Genomic DNA, 22,354 nt, shown 5'->3' with positions numbered 1-22,354 from the left:
TGACATCATTCCTACATGGTGAAATGGTTGAGTTTCCGGGATTATCAACAAATCTTTACCTGCCACTGGTTCAACAAATCGGCTATGCATAGCAATGTTTTGGAGATAAGGGAAAGAGCGATCGCATATTCATCGAGTGGGCTTCGCACACCTCTGCCACCACAGTTCAGCACACGTGTGACGACGGGCAGTTTTTCAGGTCGCTTAGCCCGCTCAGTTTCATCAATCTATGGCAATCAATCCGCAAAACATGGCGATAGAGACATAGCAAAACACTTAGGGCTATCGCTCTTACTGATAGAGCCCAAATCATAATGATTTTTCAGTTTGAAATGGTAGTCCTGAAGATGTAAAGAAAGATGGATAAGACAACGCGACCTCAAATGTTTGGCATTGCTGAGAATCCAGGTATGAACTAGGCGCTCTATGCTCGAAACTTCGTTCCGATTCATATTGCTTTTCAGCAACACCAAATGGTTTATGTCGATTGCTCTCCCCCGTGTCCTGCTTGTCAATCAACTTACACGGTCAAAAATGGCAGAATTCACAATGGCAAGCAGAACTTTAAGTGCCCCGAGTGTGGCAGACAGTTTGTTGAAGTCCCTCAAAACAAACGCATTGCTCAGGGAACCAAAATCTTGATTGACAAACTGTTATTGGAGAAGCTCCCTTGAGCTGGAATAGCAAGAGTAGCAGGTGTTTGAGAGCCTTGGCTGCAAAGTTATGTCAATGCCAAATATGAAGCAGTGCCTCCGCAGGTCGAGGTGTCGGTAAAAAAAGGACGTTTGACGATCCAGTGTGACGAGATGTAGTCATTTGTGGGCAACCAGGGGAACAACCTGTGGATTTGGCTAGCCTTAGATGTGGTAACCCGAGAACTTGTTGGAGTGTATGTTGGTGCCCGTAGCTGCCAGGGGGCAAAAAGGATTGTGGTCTGCCTTACCCGTTGTGTATCGACAGTGGGCCGCCTCCTATAGCGATTTCTGGTCAGTTTACGATGAGGTATTCCCTAGTAAGCGGCATCATAGTGTCGGCAAAGAGAGTGGCAAAACCAGCTACATCGAACGGTTTAACTGCACCTTACGGCAACAGGTTTCGAGACTGCTTCGCAAGACCCTGTCATTTTCCAGAAACCTGGAGAATCACATCGGGGCGATCATCTGGTACTTCGTTCACCACTCCAACTCTTCCTTACTTGTTTAGGACTACCGAGATGCAAAGGGGCATGAAAGTCGAGTAACGATGCTGCCAGATTCCATGATTGAAGCGCTCAAAGAGCATCTTCAAGGAGTCAAGCGTTTGCACCAAAGGGATTTCGTTCAACCAATAGGATTTCGTTCAAGGATACGGTTCGGTGTCTCTCCCGCTCGCGTTAAAGCGCAAATATGTCGGTGCTGATCGTGAGTGGGTTTGGCCATAGTTTTTCCATCTGATCGTCGATCGCGTGATCCTCGTAGTGGCATAATTCGGTACTACCATTTAAACCCTAGCGGATGGCAGAAGGCAATTAAACGAGCGACGCAGGTGGCTTCGGCAGACAACTAATGGCTAAAACCGTAGCAAGTGATCCACTAGTGTTGCAAACACTAAATTTTGCAACATGGAGGAGTGGGGCTTCGCCCCCAGAAGGGGGTTTCACCCCCTCCACTCCCTTCAAAACTTTTGTTTCGATCTACTACTTCTTCAACACCTGCTTACCTGGCAGACTTCTTCAGGTGCCTGACTAGAGCTTGCAATCCCAGAATATAGCTATCCGATCCAAAACCACTGATCTGCCCGATCGCCACTGGCGCAATATAGGAGTGGTGGCGAAATTCTTCACGACGATAGATATTGCTTAAATGAACTTCAACTGTTGGTAGGTTAACAGCCGCGATCGCGTCTCGAATCGCCACACTGGTGTGGGTGTAAGCTCCCGCATTGATCACTAACCCCTGATGCCGATCCGCAGCAGCATGGATAGCATCCACCAAAGCTCCCTCATGATTGGACTGAAAAATAGAGACGATGGCACCTACTGCCTTCGCCTCATTCTCTAGTAACGAATTAATTGCTTCGAGTGGTACAGAACCATAAACCCCAGGCTCACGTTTACCCAGGAGATTCAGGTTTGGCCCGTGAAGTACCAAAATACTAAACAATCCAGATTTCCCAATCAGCGAACTACTTAACGGCGTTGAGGGTCATTGACCGGCACAGGAATCGGCTCAGCTTCGGGCTGAGGCTCAGATCCCAAAAGCGCTTCAATTAACTTACGAGCCCATTCCTTAAGTTTCTCAAGCACCTTATCAAGGTAGTCCATTGAACAGATAGCTCCTTCGCTACGGCTCAGCTTTTATCTACGTTTCTTGTCGCGATGGATCTCACGTCAGATTTTTAGCCTAACCTGATTACATATAAAAATTGTACCCAATTTATCAATTTGACAACAGATGGCAAACAGAAGATTAAGAATTTGGCTGAATCATCCACCCCTCCACTACCCCTCACCTCCCACTAACAACTGTCGCCGCAAGTGATCGAGAGCAGTACAGGCACTGAGATGGCGAATCCAGTCTCGGCCACGGGTTGCGCCAAAATGGTGTTTGAAGCTTTGAGCACCATCTGCTTTTGCTATACCAATGTAAACCAGGCCAACAGGTTTTGTTTCAGTGCCGCCATCGGGTCCGGCGATTCCGGTGATGCTGAGTCCCCAAGTAGTGCCCAGGCGATCGCGCACCCCTGTTGCCATCTGTTTAGCAACCTCATGGCTGACAGCACCGTGGGTTGCTAGGTCTTCTGACTGGACTCCCAGCAAACCCACTTTCACAGAATTATCGTAGGAAATGATTCCACCCCAAAAGTAACTGGAACTTCCGGCGATCGCCGTGATCATGCTGCCTAGTCCCCCGCCTGTACAGGATTCCGCTACTGCCAGGGTGGACTGGTTTGCCTTCAACAAAGCCCCGACAACGGATGCCAGACTATCGTCATCGGCACCGTAGCAGTCCAACCCGCCAATTTGGCGCAGTTTTTGCTCCACCGGCTCAATTAACTCACGAGCGATTGCCTCCGAACTGGCGAGGGCCGAGATCCGTAACTTGACTTCGCCGTTGTTGGCGTAGGGAGCAACCGTGGGGTTTTGCAGGTCAAAAAAGGAATTGACCTTTTCTGCCAGAGTGGATTCTGCAATTCCCCAGAACTTAAGAGTGCGGCTATAGATTGTGGTCTGTCCCCAACCCTGGCTTCTCAAATAGGGAACGGCTACCTCTTCCCACATTTGCCGCATTTCAGCGGGTACCCCTGGAAAAGTCAGAATGGTGAGATTAGGGCGAGGATTCCAGATAATCCCCGGCGCACTTCCGGACGAGTTGGTGAGAATTTTTGCTCCCTCCGGGAGGAGGGCCTGTTTACGGTTGTTGGGGGTCATGGTTCGCCCCCGCCTGGCAAACTTCTGAAGAATATCTTCTAGAACTTCTGGGCGTTCAATCAGTGGAACCTGAAAAAAGTCTGCCAGAGTAGCGTGGGTAAGGTCATCGGGGGTGGGACCTAAACCACCTGTGAAAATGAGGAGTTGGGCGCGATCGCCCGCAATCGCGATCGCCCTTTTGATACGCTCCGGGTTATCCCCTACCACAGTTTGGTAATAGTGGGCAATTCCTAACTTTGCCAGTTCCTTCGCCAGAAACTGCGCATTGGTATTGACAATATCGCCTAGCAGTAATTCCGTTCCAACACAAATAATTTCAGCAGAGCCAGCCATTAGGAGGAGTTTTACCAGGAAAAAGGAAGAAGGAGAGGAAAGAAGCCAGGAGTTAGGAGACAGGGATTGGGGGCTGGGAGCCAGGGGCCAGGGATCAGGTATTGGAGCAATTCAGAACTCAAAACTCAGAACTCAAAACTCATCCACCCATCCACCCATCCCTTCACACCTGCGGCTGACGACGGGCTGTTTTCCAGACCTGCCAACTAATATAGAGCAGTAAAACCGTTGCACCAATCGCATACCCCCAACCACTTGGCATATTAGAGATTGCCATTGCCAGGCTACCGACCCAAAGCGTTAGGGAATAGATAAATAGCACAATCATCCGTTGAGGTAGACCCGCTTTGAGCAATCGGTGATGGAGGTGGCGCTTATCAGCCGCAAAGGGTGATTTTCCACGGCTCAGGCGATCGACCACTACTGAAGAAATATCCAAAATGGGAACCGCCAGAATCAGGTAAGGCAACAAAACAGCAACCGTTGTCACCCCCTTGACCAAACCAATGACCCCAATTCCTGCCAGAGTAAAGCCCATAAAATAGGCTCCCCCATCGCCCATAAATATCTGTGCAGGATTGAAGTTATAGCGAAGGAATCCCAGCGCCCCCCCTGCCAGCGCCGCTGCAATTAGCGCCGCCGCAGGTTGTTTCATAAATAAACAAACTACCATCATGACGATCGCTGCAATCCCAGAAACCCCGGCGGCCAAACCATCCAGGCCATCGATCATATTGATCGCGTTTGCCATACCAACCAGCCAGATAACAGTGATGGCAAGACTAACCCAATCCTGTAGCTGAACTAGGCCTAAAAAAGGAATTGTAAGGAAGTTAACCTGTACTCCTGCCTGCCATGCCATCCCGGCTACAACCATTTGCATGACCAATCGACTCAGAGCGGGGAGGGTAAACAGGTCATCGGCCAGACCAATCAGAAAAAAGGCAAGCCCGCCCAGTGTGACTCCCCAGACTTCATATTCCTTGTCAGGGGGTAGACTACCAAAACCTCCGGTCCACCAGACAACCAGGAGTGCAATCAGAGTTCCTGCAAAAATGGAAACTCCTCCCAGGCGAACCATTGGACGCTTATGAATTTTGCGTCCGCCTGGCGGGTCTACTAAACCGGCCTTAAGTCCAATTTTCTTGATAACCGGGGTCGTCAGGAGGACGACGAGGACAGAAACCAGGAAAGCAATTAGGTGATACAGATGGTGAGGCATCTGGAAAGTGTGGGGTCAAGGACAAACGACAGGCAGAGTGTACTATATTTCAGCCGAGGATCGACTAAGTTTTGTTAATCGAAATCAATTTTGCCGTCTTTTGAGTGATTTGGCTAACAAAAATCTGAAATCCCATGAACTTTCTTTGGATTTGATCTTGCGGCTTTCTTGAGAGTCTGGTAATAAGCTTTGCTTATTACGAAAACAAAATCAATATTCCAAAGATTTCGTTGGAAGGAAAGATAAGCCTACGCTACTTTTTCATCAGCGAACTGGGAGAACCGATTTTGAGAACCGAGATTAAGAAAGTTTGCCTACCCCCTTTTTCTAAATTCTTCTCTTCGATCCAGACAGTTTTGGCGGGAAATTACCAGTTTAAGTATGAGGTTTTTGTGAATCTACCATTGCCGCCTGGGTGAATGTACTGAGCTGGCGACAGATACAGGGTATTGATTATGGTGGATAAGTGGATGAGTGGATGAGTGGAGGGGTGATGGGGTGGAGGGGTGGAGGGTGGAGGGGTGATGGAGTTTGTCAAATTTTTTGTGGCAATCCTGGAAAGGGGCTCGAGGGAATCAGGGTTTCAAGGAGTTAGAACCCCGTTTCCAGAACACTCTCGTAAAGAAACCTCCCCCTGTTCCCCCCTCCCTCTATCCCCATTCCCCTCTGTGAAATTCGCCAAACAAAAGAGGTGTACGATGACACCTCTTTTTGCGTTAAGCAGATTTTGAAGGAGACTCAAGCCAGGACAGGCACTGGAATGTTCAAATGAGGATAGAGGGGGAAACGGGTGCAGAGGTCAGCAACTCGTTTCTGGCAATCCTGAGCGATCGCTTCATCGTCAGGATTGAGCAGGCGATCAGCGATGATGTTACCAATTTCGGTAAATTCAGCTACACCCATGCCGCGGGTTGTCATGGCGGGGGAACCGAGCCGCAGACCACTGGTGACAAAGGGAGACTCTGGATCGAAGGGAACGGTGTTTTTGTTGGCCGTGATGTTCACTTTGCTTACCAGTTGATCAGCGACCTTACCCGTCATGCCAATGGAGCGCAGGTCAACCAGCATCAGGTGATTGTCCGTCCCACCAGAAACAATCTTGAATCCACGCTTCTGGAGTTGAGTAGCTAAAGCACGAGCGTTTTCAATTACCTGGCCGCAATAGGTTTTGAATTCTGGTTTAAGTGCTTCCCCAAAGGCAACAGCTTTGGCGGCAATCACATGTTCCAGTGGGCCACCCTGGCAGCCAGGGAAGACGGCTTTGTCAAATTTTTTGCCTAGTTCGGGGTCACGGGTAAGAATTAAGCCCCCTCTGGGACCGCGCAGAGTCTTGTGAGTGGTAGTGGTGACAACATCGCAGTAGGGAATGGGATTGGGGTGGTGACCACTGGCAACCAGTCCGGCAATGTGGGCAATGTCTGCCATCAGGTAAGCACCGACTTCATCAGCGATTGCCCGGAACTTATCAAATTCAATAATGCGGGAATAGGCAGAGTAGCCGCAGATAATGAGCTTGGGACGATATTGAAGCACCAGATCGCGGATCTGGTCAAAGTCCAGTCGTTCTGTGTCCTTGTTGACCCCGTAGTGCTGCTTATTAAACCAGAGGCCGGATACATTCACAGGGGAACCGTGGGTCAGGTGCCCTCCGTGGGATAGATCCATCCCCATGAAGGTGTCTCCCGGTTTAAGCAACGCTAGGAAAACGGCAAAGTTTGCCTGAGCTCCAGAGTGGGGTTGCACATTGGCGTGAGCGGCTCCAAACAGTTGTTTGATGCGATCGATCGCCAACTGTTCTGCCTGGTCAATAAATTCACAACCACCATAGTAGCGTTTACCGGGAAGCCCTTCAGCGTATTTGTTGGTTAACACGGAGCCTTGAGCGGCCAGCACCGCAGCGGAAGTGAAGTTCTCGCTGGCAATCAGCTCCAAATGGTCTCGCTGACGCTGAAGTTCATTCTGGATAATTTCGGCGATCGCTGGGTCTGTTTCAGCAAGGAAATCAAGGTTTGTACGAGTCACAACAGTAGCCCCTCAGAAAATGTTGAATCGGTTGTAAAGCAGAAGCCTGCCTACCTCCATGCTAGCGACAGCAGTGTGGGTAAAAAATCTCACCCGAACAAATCATAATACTCCTGTCTGGAAGCCGACGGCGATCGCAAATAAAATTCCCATAAAGAATTTTCTTTACGGTATAGACAAAGACAATCAGTAACATGTCTACTGTGATACCTGAGGCAAATATTAGACATATTAAGCTGGTGTGCAGCGATCTCGCGCATCAAAAATCCTGCCCTAAAATGGATTTAGGGATCTGGGAGTTCACGGAAGGTGTGCCATGCTTGTCATCCTTATGGACAATCAGCTCATTCCCCCTCATAAGATTTGTCAGGGCTGTTTGTTGGCTGACCAAAGCGGTCAACCTCGTTGGAGCGGAGGGCAACTTCGCTGTGGTCATGCCATTCGCAAGCTGGCAGAGCAACAACCCGATCAATTTGAGTGTGCAATGGGCTTTCGCATTGCCAATATTCAATGAAATGGGATTGGATTATTCCCCATTTCTCAACCCAATGGTTGCTGGCTCTTACCGTGGTTGGTGGATCTGACAAGGTATTAACAACTTAAAAAGCATTACGATTTGCGTTCTACCCCGTGATCTCACGGTTTTCTCAGTATCCAGGTTAAGGTGCGATCGCCCTTCTTTGGGATGTGCCCGGCTGATGTACATCAATATCTGCCTCATGAAATATCTGCCTCATGACATGTTTCTCATGGAAAAGCAGTGTACCAGAGTCGGTCTACCTGTTCCTTGCTGCCCCTGGCCTGTTTTCAGGAGCATCAGTCAGTGAAAATTATTAACGTAGAGGGTATCGGGCGCAGCCGTATGGAAAGCCCCTTTCCTATTAACTGGCGATTCCCAGACACTGTTACCTGGCGCTTCCACAGCGCTGTCATTCTCATTGCTTTTGTCGTTTTACTATCAAGGGAACCAGAGCGGCTTTTGAATGCCCAGTTTTGGGCTGAAGATGGAACTGTTTTTTATTCTGATGCTTATAATTTAGGAATTTTCCAATCTCTTTTTCTGCCCTATGCAGGGTATCTATGTGTTACGCAGAGATTGGCAGCTTCGCTGGTTCAGCCATTTCCACTGGGATGGGCACCTCTACTGCTCAATCTGATTGCACTGATCATTCAGGTCTTGCCAGTTACCCTCCTGGTTTCTCCCCGTTTTGCTCCCTTAATTCCAAATCTTTCTCACCGGTTGTTTTTGGCTTTTATCTATCTGGGGCTACCCAACACTTCTGAAATCCACGGCAATATTTCAAACAGTCAGTGGTATCTGGCGCTGTTAGCTGGCATGGTGATTCTGGCACCACCCAGTAAATCTAACTGCTGGCGCTGGTTTGATGGGGGAGTGGTGGTTTTATCGGCACTGACTGGCCCCTTCGCCATTTTGCTGATTCCTGTTGCACTTATTTACTGGCAACTGCGTCACAATCGCTGGTTGGCCAAGTTAGTTTTGGGATTAGCGTCAGGTGCTCTGATCCAGGGAATTGCGATTCTGTTTACAGCCGCTACCGTTCGCTCTGCTGAAGCATCGGAAACAACACTCGAATTATTCACCAAAATTCTGGCAGGTCAGGTTTTTCTGGGTACCCTGGTTGGACAAAACGGCTATCAAAGTTTCTTTCCCCCATCCCCTGGTTATACCCTGTTTGCATTTTTAGTGATGGGATTGGGTTTACTCGCCCTCGCCTATGTTCTTTTCAACGCTCCTTTAGAGCTGCGGATGCTGGTGCTTTATGGGGTGCTTATTTTCACAGCATCGCTGTTGTCCGCCACGATCGCCTGGGAAAAGCTCTGTGAGCCAGGATTCAGTACCCGTTACTGGTTTATTCCAATGGTTGCGTTTGCAGTTTCCCTGGTCTGGTTGACGGGACAAAGGCGATCGCGGGGGGTAAGGTTTGTGGCGATCGCCGCTTTAGCCATCATGTTCACTGGCATTGTCGGAGACTGGCAGCATTCCCCCTTGCCTGACCTAAACTTCCAGGAATATGTAGCTGAGTTTGAGCAGGCACCCCCCGGAACCACCGTGACTATCCCAGTCAACCCTTCAGGCTGGTTCATGTACCTGGTTAAGCATTAGGGACAGGTGAGGGATGAGGGAAAGAGTGAAGGTGCGATGGAGGGTGGATGGGTGGATGGGTGGGAGTAATGGAGTAAAGAAACCTCACCCTATCACCCCGTTACCCTATCACTCACTCCCCCATCCACCCCTTACCCTTACCCAAGCTCAAAGTTGACTGTCCGGTAAGAAAGGTTGGGATTGTAGTAAGGGTCATATTTGAGTTTCTTAAAATAGGCTCCCCACTTGCGGTTCAGGTTTTCCCATTCGTTTGGATTTAATCCTTTCGGGCGGCTGGCCGATTCGTAGTGGATGAGTTGGACGTAGGGGGTCACTACATTGCGATAGCCTGCCTGATGGGCTTTCAAACACAGATCAACATCGTTGTAGTTCAACGGAAACTGCTCATCCATGCCGCCGAGTTGGAAGAAAAGCTCGCTACGCATCATCAGGCAGGCCGCCGTCACGCCGAGATAGTTGCGGTTGACCACATTGGAGCAGAAGTAGCCAGGATGATCGCCATCCGCTCCATGAAAAGCATGACCCGCATTCCCATCCAGCACCATCACTCCAGCATGTTGAATCCTGCCATCTGGAAACAAAAGTTTTGCTCCTACCGCGCCAATTTCAGTCTGTTGGGCAAACTCCAACATGGATTCTAACCAGTCGGAGGTCAGGACTTCCGTGTCATCGTTGAGCAGCAGCAGAAAATCTCCATGGACATTTTGCGCTCCCAAATTAATGCGCTGGGCGAAGTTAAATGGTTCTGCACAGCGAACAAGGCGAATGGTAGGGGATTCTACGGCAGGCTGCAGAAGTGTCTCCAGGGTTGGGGCTGGAATGTCGTAGCCATCTACGACAACGATTTCAAAATTAGGGTAGGTGCTGCGCTGAATGCTTTGAATACAATTCTCCAGGACGTTTAGAGGCCCTTTGGGGGTCTCCATGACCCGACCAGCACTGGGAATGATGATACTGATAAGGGGTTCTCCAACGATATGGCGGCGCACTCGCCAGAAACCTGGACGGGGTGTTTCTTCCACCCATCCCGGGTAGGGGCTGCGTGCCAGCATATCTTCCAGGGCTTTGCGGGCAGCGATATATGCCCACGGTTTTGCCTGTTCTCCACCAGCCGTGACGGAGGCAGGAATGATGCGCCAATGGTACAGGATTTTGGGTAGATGGTAGATGTTACGGGTTTTTTCCACCACCCGCAGTACTAGATCGTAATCCTGGGAGCCATCGTAGCCAGGGCGAAAGCCGCCAATTTCACGGATCAGGTTAGTCCGGTAGACGCCTAAATGACAGGTGTACATGCAGGCATGAAAGTAGTCGGGAGACCAGTCGGGCTTGAAGAAGGGATCTTTTCGCTTGCCCTGGGTGTCAATTTTGTCTTCGTCACTGTAAATAAAGTCGGCATCGGGATGCTGGTTAATCAGTTTTGCGGTTTCAAACAGGGCGTCGATCGCCAGTTCATCATCATGATCCAATAAAGCAATGTAATCCCCAGTTGCCAGTTCCAGAGCTGAATTGCTGGCTGCAACAATATTGCCGTTTTCGGGACGAAAGACAACTTTGATACGTGGGTCGAGTTTGCTGTAACGGGTCAGGAGAGGCTTGATGTGAGGGGCGGGCGAGGCGTCATCAGCGATGCAGAGTTCCCAATCAGGATAAATCTGGTTCAAAACAGACTGGATCGCTTTTTCCAGCCACTGCGCCTCTACGTTGTAGACCGGCAGAATGACCGAAAATTTGGGTCGCAGTTCCCATTGCTCAATCTGCCGTTTGGCTTCCTGAATTTGCGATCGCGTCAGCCTATGGTTCGTAACCCATTGATCATAAGTGAATTGACCTCTCCGGGACTCCTGAATGCGGCGGTAGAGAAAACGCAGGGTTCCATAGGTTCCTCGCTCGCGCCAAATTTTGAACAGCTTGCCTAACTTGGTAATCAATTTAGAAGGACTCATCGCTGGCATATAGCTCTACGCAGGTGCGTTAGGACATTGGAATTAGAGAGGGAGTGGGGGCTTCGCCCCCAGCCAAGGGTGGAACCCCTGTACCCCGTCCTAGCCACAATGACTACCGCTATAACGAAGTGCCCAGAGATTAGGGGACAGGGTTCAGAGTGCAGTATATCGGGTTTGCGCCTCTACGGTCTGTCCTAACCGGGCTGGTTCATGATTGTCCTAAAAGCTTTTTGAGTTTGACGTACCCATTGTATAAACGACCAAATCTGCTGTTTTGAATGGTGCGGAGTTGGTCTTCAGCTTGCTGTCGTTGGTTCTCGGCTTTTTGCCGTTGCTCGTCTGCTTCAAAGAGCAGTTTGAGGGTTTCATTGAGGCGGGCATGGGTGTGCTGGACATCTTCCCTCAAATCAATAATGTGCTCAAACAGGGCACTGATGTTTTGGGAATACAGTTCTGTATGATTTCTGAACAGGTGGGTGTAGTCCTCTATCCAGCTTTGGCGAGTCATGGAGTTGCTTCTGGAACTGTTGATCTGACGGTAATAGTAGAGGACTTCGGGAATTCTGACGACTTCTCTGCCCAGCTCAATCAGGGATAGCCAGAAGTCATAGTCCTCCCAACCGCGAAAGTCATTTTTGTACCCGCCAACCTTTTCCCAGTCAGCTTTTCGATAAAAGCTGGAATTGAAAATCATGTTGCCTAACAAAATGCCTGGAAAGTTAAATCCGGGCAGGTCAAATTTGCCTGTCTTCTCACCAAAAAATTCGGCTTCGCAGTAGACAATCCCCACATTCGGATTTTCGTCCAAAATTCTGACGGCCTGTTCTAAATAGGTGGGCGCGATGCGATCGTCAGCATCCAGTGGCAAAATGTACTGTCCACGAGCGTATTGAATGCCTGTATTGCGAGCCGCCGCCGGACCCCGATTTTCTGTATGAAGAACCGTGACACCCGGTTTCTGGTAATTGCCAAGAATCTGGTTGGTTTCTTCATCGGTAGAGCCATCATTGATCAGAATAATTTCAAAGCTCTGGAAGGTCTGGTTCAAAACACTGCCTACCGCTTCATCAACATATTTACCCTGGTTGTAGCAAGGCATAACCACTGAAACGATCGGTCTGGCTTGGCTCATATGAGAAGTTGTTAGTTGTTAGTTGCTAGTGAAGGGTGAGGGGGGAGGGAAGAGGGAGTGATAAGGGAGTGATAGGGGAATGGGGGGATGGGGGAGTGAGAGGGAGGGAGTGGATGAGTGGGAGGGTGGATGGGTACTGGAGAGGCTGTTCTAGAAACGGGGCTCTGACTCCTCGAAACCCTGATTCCCTCGACCCCCTTTCCAGGGTTGCCACAAAAAATTTGACAAACTCCTCAAAACTCATCCACCCCTCCATCCCCTACCGCTTTCCCATACGAATGAGCTTAAGCAGAGGGGACGCCCAACTTTTCATTTGTGGGCGGGCGAGGGGCATCATGTCGAGGTAGCGATCGCACCGTTCCCAGGTCCACTGGGGGCGCTTCAGTCCATGGGGTGTTAGCTGCCAGGTTGCCAGGTCGAGCATAAAGTAAGTGTAGTGCCTGCCGCCAATCAGTTGCAGACTGTACTGGGCTTCTGGTCCTTCATACACGCCTTCCCGACCCTGGGGGTGATGGCTGTAGTCGTGGTTCTGGTGGATGGCGGCGATCGCCCCGGTTGCATCAATGAGCGGAATTTTCATGTTCAGAGCTTTGTAAAGCATCCAGTTATCCCAGCAGGGGCGACCGATGCCAAAGGGGGGAATGTCTGTATAGGTGCCCTGAGTGAAGACGAAATAATCCATCGCGTGGGGTCCGGCGAGTTGCCCGGATTGGGCGGCGCGATCGCGCAATTGGGCTTCCCAGTTTTCCTCAAACTGGATTGGTTCGGTGATATCCAAATTTAGCCGCTGCCCTGTCAACAGAAATCGCTTAAACGGCACCTGCTGAATCGCCTGGATAAAATCACTCATCAACACTATGTCGGAGTTGATGTAAGTAAATAGCGGACCCTGTCCCACCCGCTGGGCAATTTCAAATAAAGAACTGACCAGCGGCGTCCCATGTTCATTACGCTGCACCTCTGGGATGTGCTTCACACCAAACTCTTGCGCAACTTCGGCAGTACCTTCGTCATCCCCCAGTAAAATAATTTCTGGCTGCGGACGTAACCTCGTCCAGCTTTGAATCGCATTGCGCTGAATGAGGTTAAAGTGTCCCCGGAAGGACTTGGGAATGGCAAAGAGAGTGAGCATGAGGCGATCGCGTTAGTGTTTGAGGGCAACCTGCCTGCGCTTAAACGGCGTGGCAAAAGCATAGAAATACCAGCGCAGATAAATGGGAACCCATTTAAACACCCGGAAGTTGCTCTTGCCATAGGTGCGTTCAATCCAGCGGGCGGGCACTTCTCCAATTTTCCAACCCAACCTGTGAGCTTTGACCAGTAATTCCAGGCTAAAGGCCCACCCCTCCTGGGTTTCAATTGGAATTTGCTCAATCACCCGGCGCGAAAACATGCGAAAACCATTGGTTGCATCATGGGTTGGAATTCCAGCGACGTAGTGCAGCGTAAAAGCTGCCGTCCGCACCAGGATATCCTTCAGCCAGGGGCAACCCTTCATACAGCCACCGGGGATGAACCGACTGGCACAAGCAATATCACACCCCTGTTGAATCTTTTCGTACATGCGATCGAGCATCACTGCGTTGGTCGTGTCATCCGCGGGAAACACCAGAATTGCAGGGGCCGTCGTTTCCTCAAAAACCAGTCATCACCGCCCCAAACACTCCTTTACCCCGATTCTTTACTAGCGTCAGCTTAAGCTGGGAAGCAGGGCTATAGTGCTTCAGCGCTTCCAGTGTGTTGTCCGTGTCATGGTCATAGCAAATCAAGATCCGAAACGGCGTCTTGACCGCCACTCGAAGCGACTCCAACACATTGATGATGTTTTCGCCTTCGTTATAGACCGGGATGATAATGTCGAGTTGACACACGGTGGGGAAGGGGGGGAGGGGGCAGGGGGCAAGGGAAGTGAGTGAAGGGTGAAGAGCGAGGGGTGGATGGGTGGATAGGTGGGGGAGGGAGGGAGTAGAGAAACTTCACCCTATCACCCCATTCCCTTATCACTCCATCACTCCATTACGCCATCACTCTTCCACTCATCTACTTCACTTCCAAAATCCGAGGGACTGGCAGCGGAACGATGTACTTACCCTTAAACCCCTTTTGGGTCAGTTTGGGGGGCCAGTTCATCAGCGATGTGCCAGGAAAGGAGGAGGGCATATTCTGGCTGGTCTTCAAAGAGTTTGGACTCTTCAATCACGGGAATCAAGGTGCCGGGCATATATTTGCCGATCTTGTAGGAACCTTTGACCTCCAATACATAGTCAATGATGCCATCATCCAGCCCGACGTAATTGATCAATGTGCTGGCGCGGGAGGGTGCGCCAATTCCATAGACCCGATCGCCCCGCTTCTTAATATCCAGCAAGAGATTATGAAGCTGGAGCTTGGACATGACGACTTTGTGCTTGAAATCTTGCAGTTTCTCAGCATCCAGACCAACTGCTGCTTCTTCATCCAGTAGGGCCTGCACCGTAGGCTTGACCGGGTAAGCTCCCTTGCGAGCTGCGTAGACCCGAATGGAGCCGCCGTGGGTTGGAATTTTCTTGGCATGGATGACTTCTAAGCCATGCATGTTCAGCAGGTACTGGAGACTTTGCAAAGAGTAGTAACGCAGATGCTCGTGATAGATCGTGTCGTATTGCAGGGTTTCTAGCAGACTGAGCAGATAGTGGGATTCGGAGATAAAGACGCCTTTCTCATCCAGCAGCAGCAGAATGTTTTCCACAATGTCGTGGATGTTTTCGATGTGAGCGAAAACATTGGTAGCGGTGATGACTTTGGCCGTTCCCTTTTCTGCCTTGACTTTGGTGGCAATGTCTTTACCAAAGAAGGCGATCGCTGTCTCAATTCCCTTCTCGTTGGCAATTTCGCCCCGTTGCGTTGGTTCAATCCCCTGCACCCGATGCCCACCATTTTTGAAATTGCTTAACAGCGTACCGTCGTTAGAACCAATATCGATCGCCAGATCATCGGGTCCCAGAGGAATGATCGTCTTGCACTCCTCATACATTTCTGCAAAGTTATCTCGCAAAATCTTGGTCGTACCACTGGTGTAGGGATACTCCGGTGGAAACAGAATATTGGGGTCAACGATCAGGCCAATCTGTACTAACTGGCAGTTCTGGCAGCACAACAATTCTGCCGGGTAGGCCGGTTGCTCATGGGGAACCTGACCGATAGGACGCATCTGGTTGACTGGGGGCAGGTAGCCCAGAAACAGAATCGATTTCAAATCCGTTGAGCCACAAACCTGACAACGATCCACAGGGACGCTAGATCCAGTTCCGGCTGAAAGTCTGAGTGAGTCTGTCATGTTAGTTGTTGGTTGTTAGTTGTTAGGTGTATTGACACACAAGGTTGTACCTGTAGGGTGCTGTTAACGATCGCGTAATCCACCGATTAAGTAGGAATAACGTCTCGTGTCATTACAGTTAGTTGTTAGAATCCGGTGCCTGATGCGAGTTCTCATCGTACCATTTGGCGACGATGGGTAAGGCTTTTGCAAAGGTGTACTGGGGTTTGTAGCCCAGGGCTGCCAGCCTGCCGATATCGGGACAGCGACGGGGGGTGCCTCCCTTTGCCAGTTCGCCGGGGACGATTTCAATGGGTCTGTTGAAGTATTTGGCAATCTCATGGGCAACCGATGCAATGGAAATTTCTTCCATCGTACCAATATGGTAAATTCCCAGATGCTCGCCATGCTTTAGCATTAGCATCAGGCCGTCGATAAAGTCATCAATGAACACGAAAGCGCGGGTTTCATTGCCAGTTCCTTGAATTGGGAAGGGTAAGGGATTGGCCGTTGACTCCTGACACAATGCTTTCATCCGCAGGACGAGTTGAGGAACGACGTGTTCCCAGCCCATATCGGGACCAAAAACGTTATGGGGGCGGAAGATCAACACCCGTTCAAAGTGCTTCCTACCGTAGTTAATGGCCATGATTTCGCTGATTAGCTTACCGGCCCCATAGGAGTAGCGGGGATTCCAGGGGTCGGGGATACAAAGAGGAGCCGTTTCATCGGTTGGAACGGTGGGGGGGGTCTGGTATACCTCAGAACTGGAGGCCAACACCAGTTCACCCACGCCATGCTTCATGCAGCCATCCAGCACGTTTACCATGCCCTTGACCCCCACATCGAGGACCAGATCGGGTTTGGTGTAAAAGAATTCAGTCCCGTTGACAAAGGCCAGGTGGCAAACGCTTTCTATGCCATAGATTGCTTTTTGAACCGCTTCTGGATCACGAATGTCCGCGGCTACAAATTCAATGTCCTTCTCTACATCTGCCAGACGGGAAGCCACACCCCGTGACTGGTTATCAAATACGCGAACGCGGTGCCCTTCGCGGACTAATCGACGCACCAGGGCTGAGCCAATAAAGCCTGTGCCGCCTGTGACCAGGTATGACTTTGCACTCATGGATGGTTGTACGACCTTTCAAATGAACAGTTGACCCAGCAGCCGGTCTGGTGCGACTGTTTGGCTGCTTCTAATAAGCTTTGAACACGTAACCCGTTTTTAAAGCTGGGGGCATTGGGAATGCCGGTTTCCAGCCAGGAGACAAAGCGATTGACCAGACGGGAAACAACGATTAATCGACCATCCTTGACATCGGTGGGTGGGGTATCGAGATGCACGACCTGGAGTTGTTTAGATTCCCTGGTACCGTGAAGCAACTGAAAGCCGCTAACGTAATCCGTTGTGGGATTGTTCAGAACCAGAGTACCAGCGTCCCCGTAAAATTCTACACGGTGACCGTTGCCTAAAAATGCGTGGCTGCTGACGGAAAGCGTCACGGGAACACCGGACTCCAGCTCCAAACTGAGAGATACCAGGGTATCCCCGGCGCGAGTATCTCCTGGGGTGCGAAATAGAGTGCAGGCTAACCGCCGAATGGGACCTGCAAACCATTCCAGGTAATAGAAGCAATGGGAAACGAAGGAGTAGAGGGTACCGCCTCCATCATCGGTACGAGTTTTCCAGGAGGAAAGCCCCATCCGATTGGCGTAGGTTTCCACATTCCAGGACACGGCAATATGGCGCAGATTACCGATCGCTCCCTCCTCCAGCAATGCCTTTGCCTGCTGCCACTCGTTGATATCGGGAAACTCAAAATCCACCATGTTGGCAACTCCTGCCTGCGCTGCCAGATCAGTCATTTTTTGGGCAGATGCCAGAGAGAGGGAGAGAGGCTTTTCACAAAAGACGGCTTTGCCCTGGGAGAGGGCGGCGATCGCTACCATCTCCTGAGTTCCTGGTGGAGTGGCGATGGAAATGGCATCAATAGTCGGATCCGCAACTAGCTCCTGCCAGTCACCGACGGCGCGATCGACCTTCAACCGTCTTGCAACTTCAGTTGCCCGCTCCACCGAACTGGCACAAAGCGTCGTCACCCGACAGCGCTCATTCGCTTGAAAAGCAGGCACATGCACCTGCTGCCCAAAACCAATACCCACCACTCCCACTCGCAATGGATTCGCCATTAGCCCACGCCTACCAGCGATTCCTTATTCAGGAAGCCCCAGATATCTACCACTGGTTTCCCCTTCGTATCCAGATAGCGGTAATCACTGTGAGGAGCACACAAAACCAGTAAATCACTCCTGGCAATCACCGTTTCCAGGGGCAGTAGATCGGGGTCGGTCTTCACATAGGGGTCCGTAGTGAGCACCTCGCGAGCACGAAACTCCATCACCTTCTTCAGCTTGTAGCTCAGGGAAGAACGGATATCATCACTGTTCGCCTTAAACGCCATCCCCAGCAGCCCCACCGCCAAACGTTCAATCCGGTAAGTTTTTGCAATTTCATCCGCCAGATACAGCACCAGCCCTTCATTGGTCAGCATCGCAGCATGGCCCAGGCTGAACTGGTTATTTGAAAAAGCGGCCAACTGCATGGTGTCTTTGAACAAACAGGGACCGGCTGCAAACCCAGGGGAAGGAATATCTCGTGCACGGGGATAATTATGTTTCATCCCCTTCAGCAGACGGTGGTAGTCCACCCCCGCCGAGTTGGCAATCATATAAAACTGATTCGCCGCCGCAAACTGAATATAGCGGTAAGCATTATTGAACAGCTTGGCAAATTCCGCTTCCATGGGCGTCAGACGCACGACCTCAGGCGCAATTAATTCAAATAGTTCAGCAGCATCGTGTTCAGCCTGGGGTGTTGTCCCACTGATGATCTGGGGCAAGTGCTGAAGTTCTTCAATCGAGTGCCCCTGCACCACTCGCTCAGGACAAAAGGCCAGCTTGACATCTTTGCCATTGGCCTGGAAGTACTTGTGCAACCAGTCGGTAGTACCGGGATAAACCGTAGAGCGCAGGATAATTAACTGCCCACTGGACAAATAGGGCAGCAAATCATCCATGCAGTCCCGGATCAGCTTCAATACGGGGTTCAGAAACTCATCTACGGGAGTTCCAATCGTAATGATGACTGTGGCTGCCTTTGCAATATCCGCCGGGTCGGAGGAGAGGTACAACAAATCTCGCTCCAATGCCTGCTTTAGCAGAGGTTCTGCCCCATGCTCCATGAAGGGCACAATCCCCTGGCGAATAGTTTCCAGTGTGTTTTCATTAATGTCGTAGATCAGAACACGCAGTCCTTTACTGGCAAACACCAGTGCCAGAGGCAACCCAACGTGCCCCGCCCCACCCACAACGCAGATATCCACCTTGACATTACCAGCACCAACCATCATCACTTCACTCCTCGCGTAAGAACAAAGGCACTAAAGGGCTTTAGCAGCGGCAGGCGAAACAAGAGATCATCCAGAAGATTATAGATGGGGAGCAGCACTCGCATCCGCGGAGATGCAATATAGCGGTAATGCAACCCTGACAGATAGGAGGTTGATACGCTAAACCCTGCCTGGGCAAAGGTTTTTGCCACTTCCGCTGCAATGACGGGACGTTCGTTTTCAGTCACCCCTTCACTGCTGTAGAAGGGAGAATCCTTATCCCGGTAGAGCCACATGAAGGGATTCCGGCGGTTGGGGTCAAAGGCGACAAAGGTACCACCCGGTTTCAATACCCGATAAACTTCACGGGCACAGTGAGAAGGGTCAGGCAAGTGATGAATAATGCCACTGAGCAGGATACCATCCAGGCCGTTGGACTCAAATGGCAGTTGTTCCACATCCCCAACCATGAACTCAATGCCAGGGTAGAGCCTGCCCGCCAGGTCAATCAATCCTTCGCTGAGGTCCAGCCCTGCGGCTGCAAAACCAAAGTCTTTGAGCAGTTTTGTGAAGACGCCCGATCCACAGCCGCAATCAACGACCCTGGTCCCCGGTTCCCAATTACTTATGGCGACACAGGTTTTGATCAGCCGATAATTGCTGGCATCGGTGAAAACGTTATATTCCTGGGACTTGGCGTAGTGGTTGAAAAAATCGAGCTCCTTTTGTTTGTCCTGAACCATAACTGCATCTTGTGTATTAATGGGGCGAGTAACTTGCCCGGCGCTAGCGCCCTATTCTGCCATCAATTCAGGTAACTTTCCCTGGGCGATCGCAAGAAAAAATAATGCCAGATGTAAGGCATGATTAAACTGTTGCTCTAGAATATACCGCACCAGATCCCTCTGAGTACAAATGACTAGTTCGATTCCGGCTTCTAGGTCTTGTTCGGGTTCAGAAAGTCTGACGTTTTCCGCAAAGTAGCACCAGAGGCGATTAGAAAGGCGACCCGTATCCGGCACCAAACATCCCAAAAATTCGACGGTTTTTGCCTGGTAGCCAGTTTCCTCCACCAGTTCTCGCATGGCAGTCTCTACCGGAGATTCGCCTTCCTCCAGCATTCCGCTGGGAAGTTCGAGGGTGTAGCCCTCTACTGTTGGGCGGTATTGACGTACAAGTAAGATCTCTTTCTGCTCAGTTACGGCCAGGACACAGACATAATCTGCCAGTTGCAGCGAGTAATAGGGAGCTCTATTTCCAGCACTGGTCGTTTTGGCAACCACATTAAACCAGGGGGTTGAGAAGACGGTATTCCGCTCGATGATTTCCACTGAATTGCCTCTGGGAGTTAAAGAGTTGTTATAGCTGCCGCCAGGTTGCTTAGGACATCGGCTTTACAGGGGGTGTGGGGACGAAGCCCCCAGCCAGGGGTTCCAACCCTGCACCCTGTCCTAAGCCTAGTGGCTATAGCTATAGTTGTTGGTTTTTAGTTAGAAGTATGAGAGAAGTATGAGGGGTGAGGGAGTGATAGGGTAATGGGGTGATAGGGTGAGGTTTCTTTACTCCATCACTCCATCACTCCACCACTCATCCACTCCTTCTGGCTTCTCCCTACTTCCTGAGAGGGCTTCTCTATAGTTTGAACAATCGTCATGGTGAAATCCAATTTTCCAGATTGAATGCGTTCCTGGTTGAGTAATTTAGCCTTCTGATTGATTTTCTTTAGCCCTTCATCGGCCTGCTTCAGGATCTCGGTGGGATTGGTTTGCTGAGAAAAGATAATGAGTTTTGAGCCGGGTGTGACGACCTGAATTGGGTTGACGTTGAGAACCATGTCGTGCATGGAGGGGAAACTTTCGTTGACCATCAATCCATGCCACAGATAGGTGGAGGCGATCGCCTGATACAGCCGACCATATTCCGAATCCACGTCATACCAGAACAAGCGCTTATTCTGCCGCACAATCCGCTTGATCTCAGGCACATTCGTCTTGATCACATTCGACCCTTTGACGACGGCCATAAAAGCATCGCTGCGGGGTCCATACTTTGTTCCGCTAAAAATGGTGCCGCCAAAGTAGGCCATGTTGAAGGAGGTAAACGCCACCATGGCAAAGACCAGTGCAAAGAAGCCCACCGCTGCCTTATAGCGATATTTGACCAGGAAGGCAGCAATCAGCAGCACCAGGGAGAAGACCAGAATGACAGAAAACCGTTGATACAGCCAGAGGGCGAGGCTGAAGAACTTTACTGTCGGAATCATCAACATCGAGGCCGCGACTACTACTAAAAACTGCCAGGTGTTGAGGCGTTTTGTGAGGGGATAGATTTGAGCCGCGATCGCCAGAAATAGACAGGGAATCACCGAACTGGCGTAATAGAAATATTGAATAGCAGGCCATCCCCGCGACTCCCAGAAAATCATAATCAGAACAAACAGTAGCAGATTGAACTGATACAGGAGCCGGACGCGATCGCTGGCCTCAGAACGCTGCCTCCAGTTGAAGATCAGGAATATCAGGCTGGCAAAGGAAATCAGCGCAATTGGGTAAATCCAGGCTCGTGTGAAGACCCAATCAAACGAAGCATCATAGTAGTGGGCGCTTCGGTTAAACTGAATTCCCAGCAAATACCGGATCGTGGGCATGAAAAACAGAAACTGTTTGTCATGGGTATAGTTAAAAATGCCAAGGACAACCGTCAGCGCCAAAATTCCATACACAAAAAAGAGCGCACTCTTGAGAACTGGATTTTTCCGATGCTGCTGGTTCAACACCAGGTAATGAATAACCAGCGGCGGAAAGAAAGGCACCCAGTACAAATTCGAATACACTAAGGCGGCATAAAACGCTCCCGCCAAGCCCAAAAATAGCCGCCAGCGAGCAAATTTAGCGGCACAGGTCAGCATCAGCATCGACAGCAGGAAATAGCCAATTCCAATGCCATCAGGGTAGTCCCACCCAACCGCCTGCAAAAACGGGGCATAGAACCCCATCAAAATGGCACAGAGGAGCCCCACCCAGCGATCGAGCGTTAGCTTCAGCAAAAAATACAGGGAAATTGTAGAAAGGTAATAAACCAACAGATGCAGTACATAGTTGGCAACCATTGGGGGAAAGGTCTCGTAGATTAAATAGCCCGGAATAATCCACGATAGGCGGGTGCCGTAATAGCCAAGCCGGTAAGTCTGGAGGTGTTTGACGAAATCGACAAAGTAGCCCAGATACATCCAGCTATCAATGTAGCCAGTAAAGGCATTGGTAAAGATCCACTCATTGTTGACGAGCAGCAAAGCCAGTGGCAAAACCAGAAGCACAAGAATCTCCCAATCGACCTTGATAGGCAGCTTTTTCAGGTGATTCAGCGTTTTTAGAGGGTGCATAAAAAGTATGTTGGCTGGGATTGCCACTGATTGAGTTCCCTGGACTGAGACATTAAGTTGCGATCGCAACCCACCTTGGAACATTCTGGAACATTC

The 22,354-nt window shown here is 50.3% G+C and carries 19 protein-coding genes and 1 pseudogene; 3 read left to right on the top strand and 17 right to left on the bottom strand.

What is annotated here, in order from left to right:
• Window positions 1–473: 473 nt before the first annotated feature.
• Window positions 474–1,203: pseudogene (locus P4D80_RS08620) on the top strand (IS1 family transposase).
• Window positions 1,204–1,694: 491 nt separating this feature from the next.
• On the opposite strand, the gene aroQ reads toward P4D80_RS08620, so the two are convergent.
• From aroQ to glyA, 5 genes are all read right to left on the bottom strand, one after another.
• Window positions 1,695–2,141 carry a type II 3-dehydroquinate dehydratase gene (aroQ, locus tag P4D80_RS08615; RefSeq protein ID WP_421658653.1) on the bottom strand — a complete coding sequence of 149 codons (447 nt, stop codon included), beginning with the start codon at window positions 2,139–2,141 and terminating at the stop codon, window positions 1,695–1,697.
• Window positions 2,142–2,167: 26 nt separating this feature from the next.
• Window positions 2,168–2,302 (bottom strand): hypothetical protein, encoded by a 135-nt coding sequence (locus P4D80_RS08610; RefSeq protein WP_421658652.1) that lies wholly within the window; start codon window positions 2,300–2,302, stop codon window positions 2,168–2,170.
• A gap of 177 nt (window positions 2,303–2,479) precedes the next feature.
• Window positions 2,480–3,742: a competence/damage-inducible protein A gene (locus tag P4D80_RS08605; protein ID WP_421658650.1), complete on the bottom strand. Its 1,263-nt coding sequence runs from the start codon at window positions 3,740–3,742 to the stop codon at window positions 2,480–2,482.
• Window positions 3,743–3,905: 163 nt separating this feature from the next.
• Complete coding sequence (locus tag P4D80_RS08600; RefSeq protein ID WP_421658649.1) at window positions 3,906–4,964, bottom strand: glycosyltransferase family 4 protein; 1,059 nt, start codon at window positions 4,962–4,964, stop codon at window positions 3,906–3,908.
• Between the two features lie 738 nt (window positions 4,965–5,702).
• A complete protein-coding gene (gene glyA / locus P4D80_RS08595; protein WP_421658647.1) occupies window positions 5,703–6,986 on the bottom strand; it encodes a serine hydroxymethyltransferase in 1,284 nt (427 codons plus the stop codon).
• Between the two features lie 316 nt (window positions 6,987–7,302).
• Here glyA and P4D80_RS08590 point away from each other — a divergent pair, with 316 nt between their 5' ends.
• A complete protein-coding gene (locus P4D80_RS08590) occupies window positions 7,303–7,500 on the top strand; it encodes a hypothetical protein (RefSeq protein ID WP_421658646.1) in 198 nt (65 codons plus the stop codon).
• 246 nt (window positions 7,501–7,746) lie between these two features.
• Entirely contained in the window at window positions 7,747–9,111 is a 1,365-nt protein-coding gene (locus tag P4D80_RS08585; protein ID WP_421658645.1) for a hypothetical protein, read from the top strand.
• A gap of 137 nt (window positions 9,112–9,248) precedes the next feature.
• Here the strand turns inward: P4D80_RS08585 and P4D80_RS08580 are convergent, their stop codons facing one another.
• The 12 genes from P4D80_RS08580 to P4D80_RS08525 all read right to left on the bottom strand — a co-directional run bounded on the left by P4D80_RS08580 (window position 9,249) and on the right by P4D80_RS08525 (window position 22,258).
• Window positions 9,249–11,057 carry a glycosyltransferase family 2 protein gene (locus P4D80_RS08580; protein WP_421658643.1) on the bottom strand — a complete coding sequence of 603 codons (1,809 nt, stop codon included), beginning with the start codon at window positions 11,055–11,057 and terminating at the stop codon, window positions 9,249–9,251.
• Window positions 11,058–11,265: 208 nt separating this feature from the next.
• Window positions 11,266–12,189, bottom strand: a complete 924-nt coding sequence (locus P4D80_RS08575; protein ID WP_421658641.1) for a glycosyltransferase family 2 protein — start codon at window positions 12,187–12,189, stop codon at window positions 11,266–11,268.
• A gap of 259 nt (window positions 12,190–12,448) precedes the next feature.
• The gene (locus tag P4D80_RS08570; protein ID WP_421658639.1) at window positions 12,449–13,321 is read right to left on the bottom strand and encodes a hypothetical protein; all 873 of its coding nucleotides are present in this window, start codon (window positions 13,319–13,321) and stop codon (window positions 12,449–12,451) included.
• Window positions 13,322–13,333: 12 nt separating this feature from the next.
• Complete coding sequence (locus P4D80_RS08565; RefSeq protein ID WP_421658637.1) at window positions 13,334–13,798, bottom strand: hypothetical protein; 465 nt, start codon at window positions 13,796–13,798, stop codon at window positions 13,334–13,336.
• Between the two features lie 25 nt (window positions 13,799–13,823).
• The gene (locus tag P4D80_RS08560; RefSeq protein WP_421658636.1) at window positions 13,824–14,060 is read right to left on the bottom strand and encodes a glycosyltransferase; all 237 of its coding nucleotides are present in this window, start codon (window positions 14,058–14,060) and stop codon (window positions 13,824–13,826) included.
• Between the two features lie 221 nt (window positions 14,061–14,281).
• Entirely contained in the window at window positions 14,282–15,505 is a 1,224-nt protein-coding gene (locus P4D80_RS08555) for a class I SAM-dependent methyltransferase (protein ID WP_421658635.1), read from the bottom strand.
• 118 nt (window positions 15,506–15,623) lie between these two features.
• Entirely contained in the window at window positions 15,624–16,613 is a 990-nt protein-coding gene (locus P4D80_RS08550; protein WP_421658634.1) for an NAD-dependent epimerase/dehydratase family protein, read from the bottom strand.
• On the bottom strand, window positions 16,610–17,677 hold the full coding sequence (locus P4D80_RS08545) for a Gfo/Idh/MocA family protein (RefSeq protein WP_421658633.1): 1,068 nt from the start codon (window positions 17,675–17,677) through the stop codon (window positions 16,610–16,612). Before P4D80_RS08545 ends, P4D80_RS08550 begins: the two co-directional genes overlap by 4 nt.
• Window positions 17,677–18,897: a nucleotide sugar dehydrogenase gene (locus P4D80_RS08540; RefSeq protein WP_421658631.1), complete on the bottom strand. Its 1,221-nt coding sequence runs from the start codon at window positions 18,895–18,897 to the stop codon at window positions 17,677–17,679. Before P4D80_RS08540 ends, P4D80_RS08545 begins: the two co-directional genes overlap by 1 nt.
• On the bottom strand, window positions 18,897–19,619 hold the full coding sequence (locus tag P4D80_RS08535) for a class I SAM-dependent methyltransferase (RefSeq protein WP_421658630.1): 723 nt from the start codon (window positions 19,617–19,619) through the stop codon (window positions 18,897–18,899). Before P4D80_RS08535 ends, P4D80_RS08540 begins: the two co-directional genes overlap by 1 nt.
• 51 nt (window positions 19,620–19,670) lie before the next feature.
• A complete protein-coding gene (locus P4D80_RS08530; RefSeq protein WP_421658629.1) occupies window positions 19,671–20,207 on the bottom strand; it encodes an NUDIX hydrolase in 537 nt (178 codons plus the stop codon).
• Window positions 20,208–20,443: 236 nt separating this feature from the next.
• A complete protein-coding gene (locus P4D80_RS08525) occupies window positions 20,444–22,258 on the bottom strand; it encodes a hypothetical protein (protein ID WP_421658628.1) in 1,815 nt (604 codons plus the stop codon).
• Window positions 22,259–22,354 lie beyond the last annotated feature (96 nt).

Origin of the sequence: Leptothermofonsia sp. ETS-13, from assembly GCF_049200465.1 — a bacterium.
Lineage (GTDB): Bacteria > Cyanobacteriota > Cyanobacteriia > Leptolyngbyales > Leptolyngbyaceae > Leptothermofonsia.
This window is presented reverse-complemented; position numbering and strand designations above follow the sequence as displayed.

Coding starts and splice junctions, on each gene's coding strand:
- P4D80_RS08575 (WP_421658641.1), bottom strand. CDS start 12,189: ATGAGCCAAGCCAGACCGATCGTTTCAGTGGTTATGCCTTGCTACAAC.
- P4D80_RS08540 (WP_421658631.1), bottom strand. CDS start 18,897: ATGATGGTTGGTGCTGGTAATGTCAAGGTGGATATCTGCGTTGTGGGT.
- P4D80_RS08535 (WP_421658630.1), bottom strand. CDS start 19,619: ATGGTTCAGGACAAACAAAAGGAGCTCGATTTTTTCAACCACTACGCC.
- P4D80_RS08570 (WP_421658639.1), bottom strand. CDS start 13,321: ATGCTCACTCTCTTTGCCATTCCCAAGTCCTTCCGGGGACACTTTAAC.
- P4D80_RS08580 (WP_421658643.1), bottom strand. CDS start 11,057: ATGAGTCCTTCTAAATTGATTACCAAGTTAGGCAAGCTGTTCAAAATT.
- P4D80_RS08545 (WP_421658633.1), bottom strand. CDS start 17,677: ATGGCGAATCCATTGCGAGTGGGAGTGGTGGGTATTGGTTTTGGGCAG.
- P4D80_RS08525 (WP_421658628.1), bottom strand. CDS start 22,258: ATGCACCCTCTAAAAACGCTGAATCACCTGAAAAAGCTGCCTATCAAG.
- P4D80_RS08550 (WP_421658634.1), bottom strand. CDS start 16,613: ATGAGTGCAAAGTCATACCTGGTCACAGGCGGCACAGGCTTTATTGGC.
- P4D80_RS08555 (WP_421658635.1), bottom strand. CDS start 15,505: ATGACAGACTCACTCAGACTTTCAGCCGGAACTGGATCTAGCGTCCCT.
- P4D80_RS08605 (WP_421658650.1), bottom strand. CDS start 3,742: ATGGCTGGCTCTGCTGAAATTATTTGTGTTGGAACGGAATTACTGCTA.
- P4D80_RS08610 (WP_421658652.1), bottom strand. CDS start 2,302: ATGGACTACCTTGATAAGGTGCTTGAGAAACTTAAGGAATGGGCTCGT.
- P4D80_RS08590 (WP_421658646.1), top strand. CDS start 7,303: ATGCTTGTCATCCTTATGGACAATCAGCTCATTCCCCCTCATAAGATT.
- P4D80_RS08600 (WP_421658649.1), bottom strand. CDS start 4,964: ATGCCTCACCATCTGTATCACCTAATTGCTTTCCTGGTTTCTGTCCTC.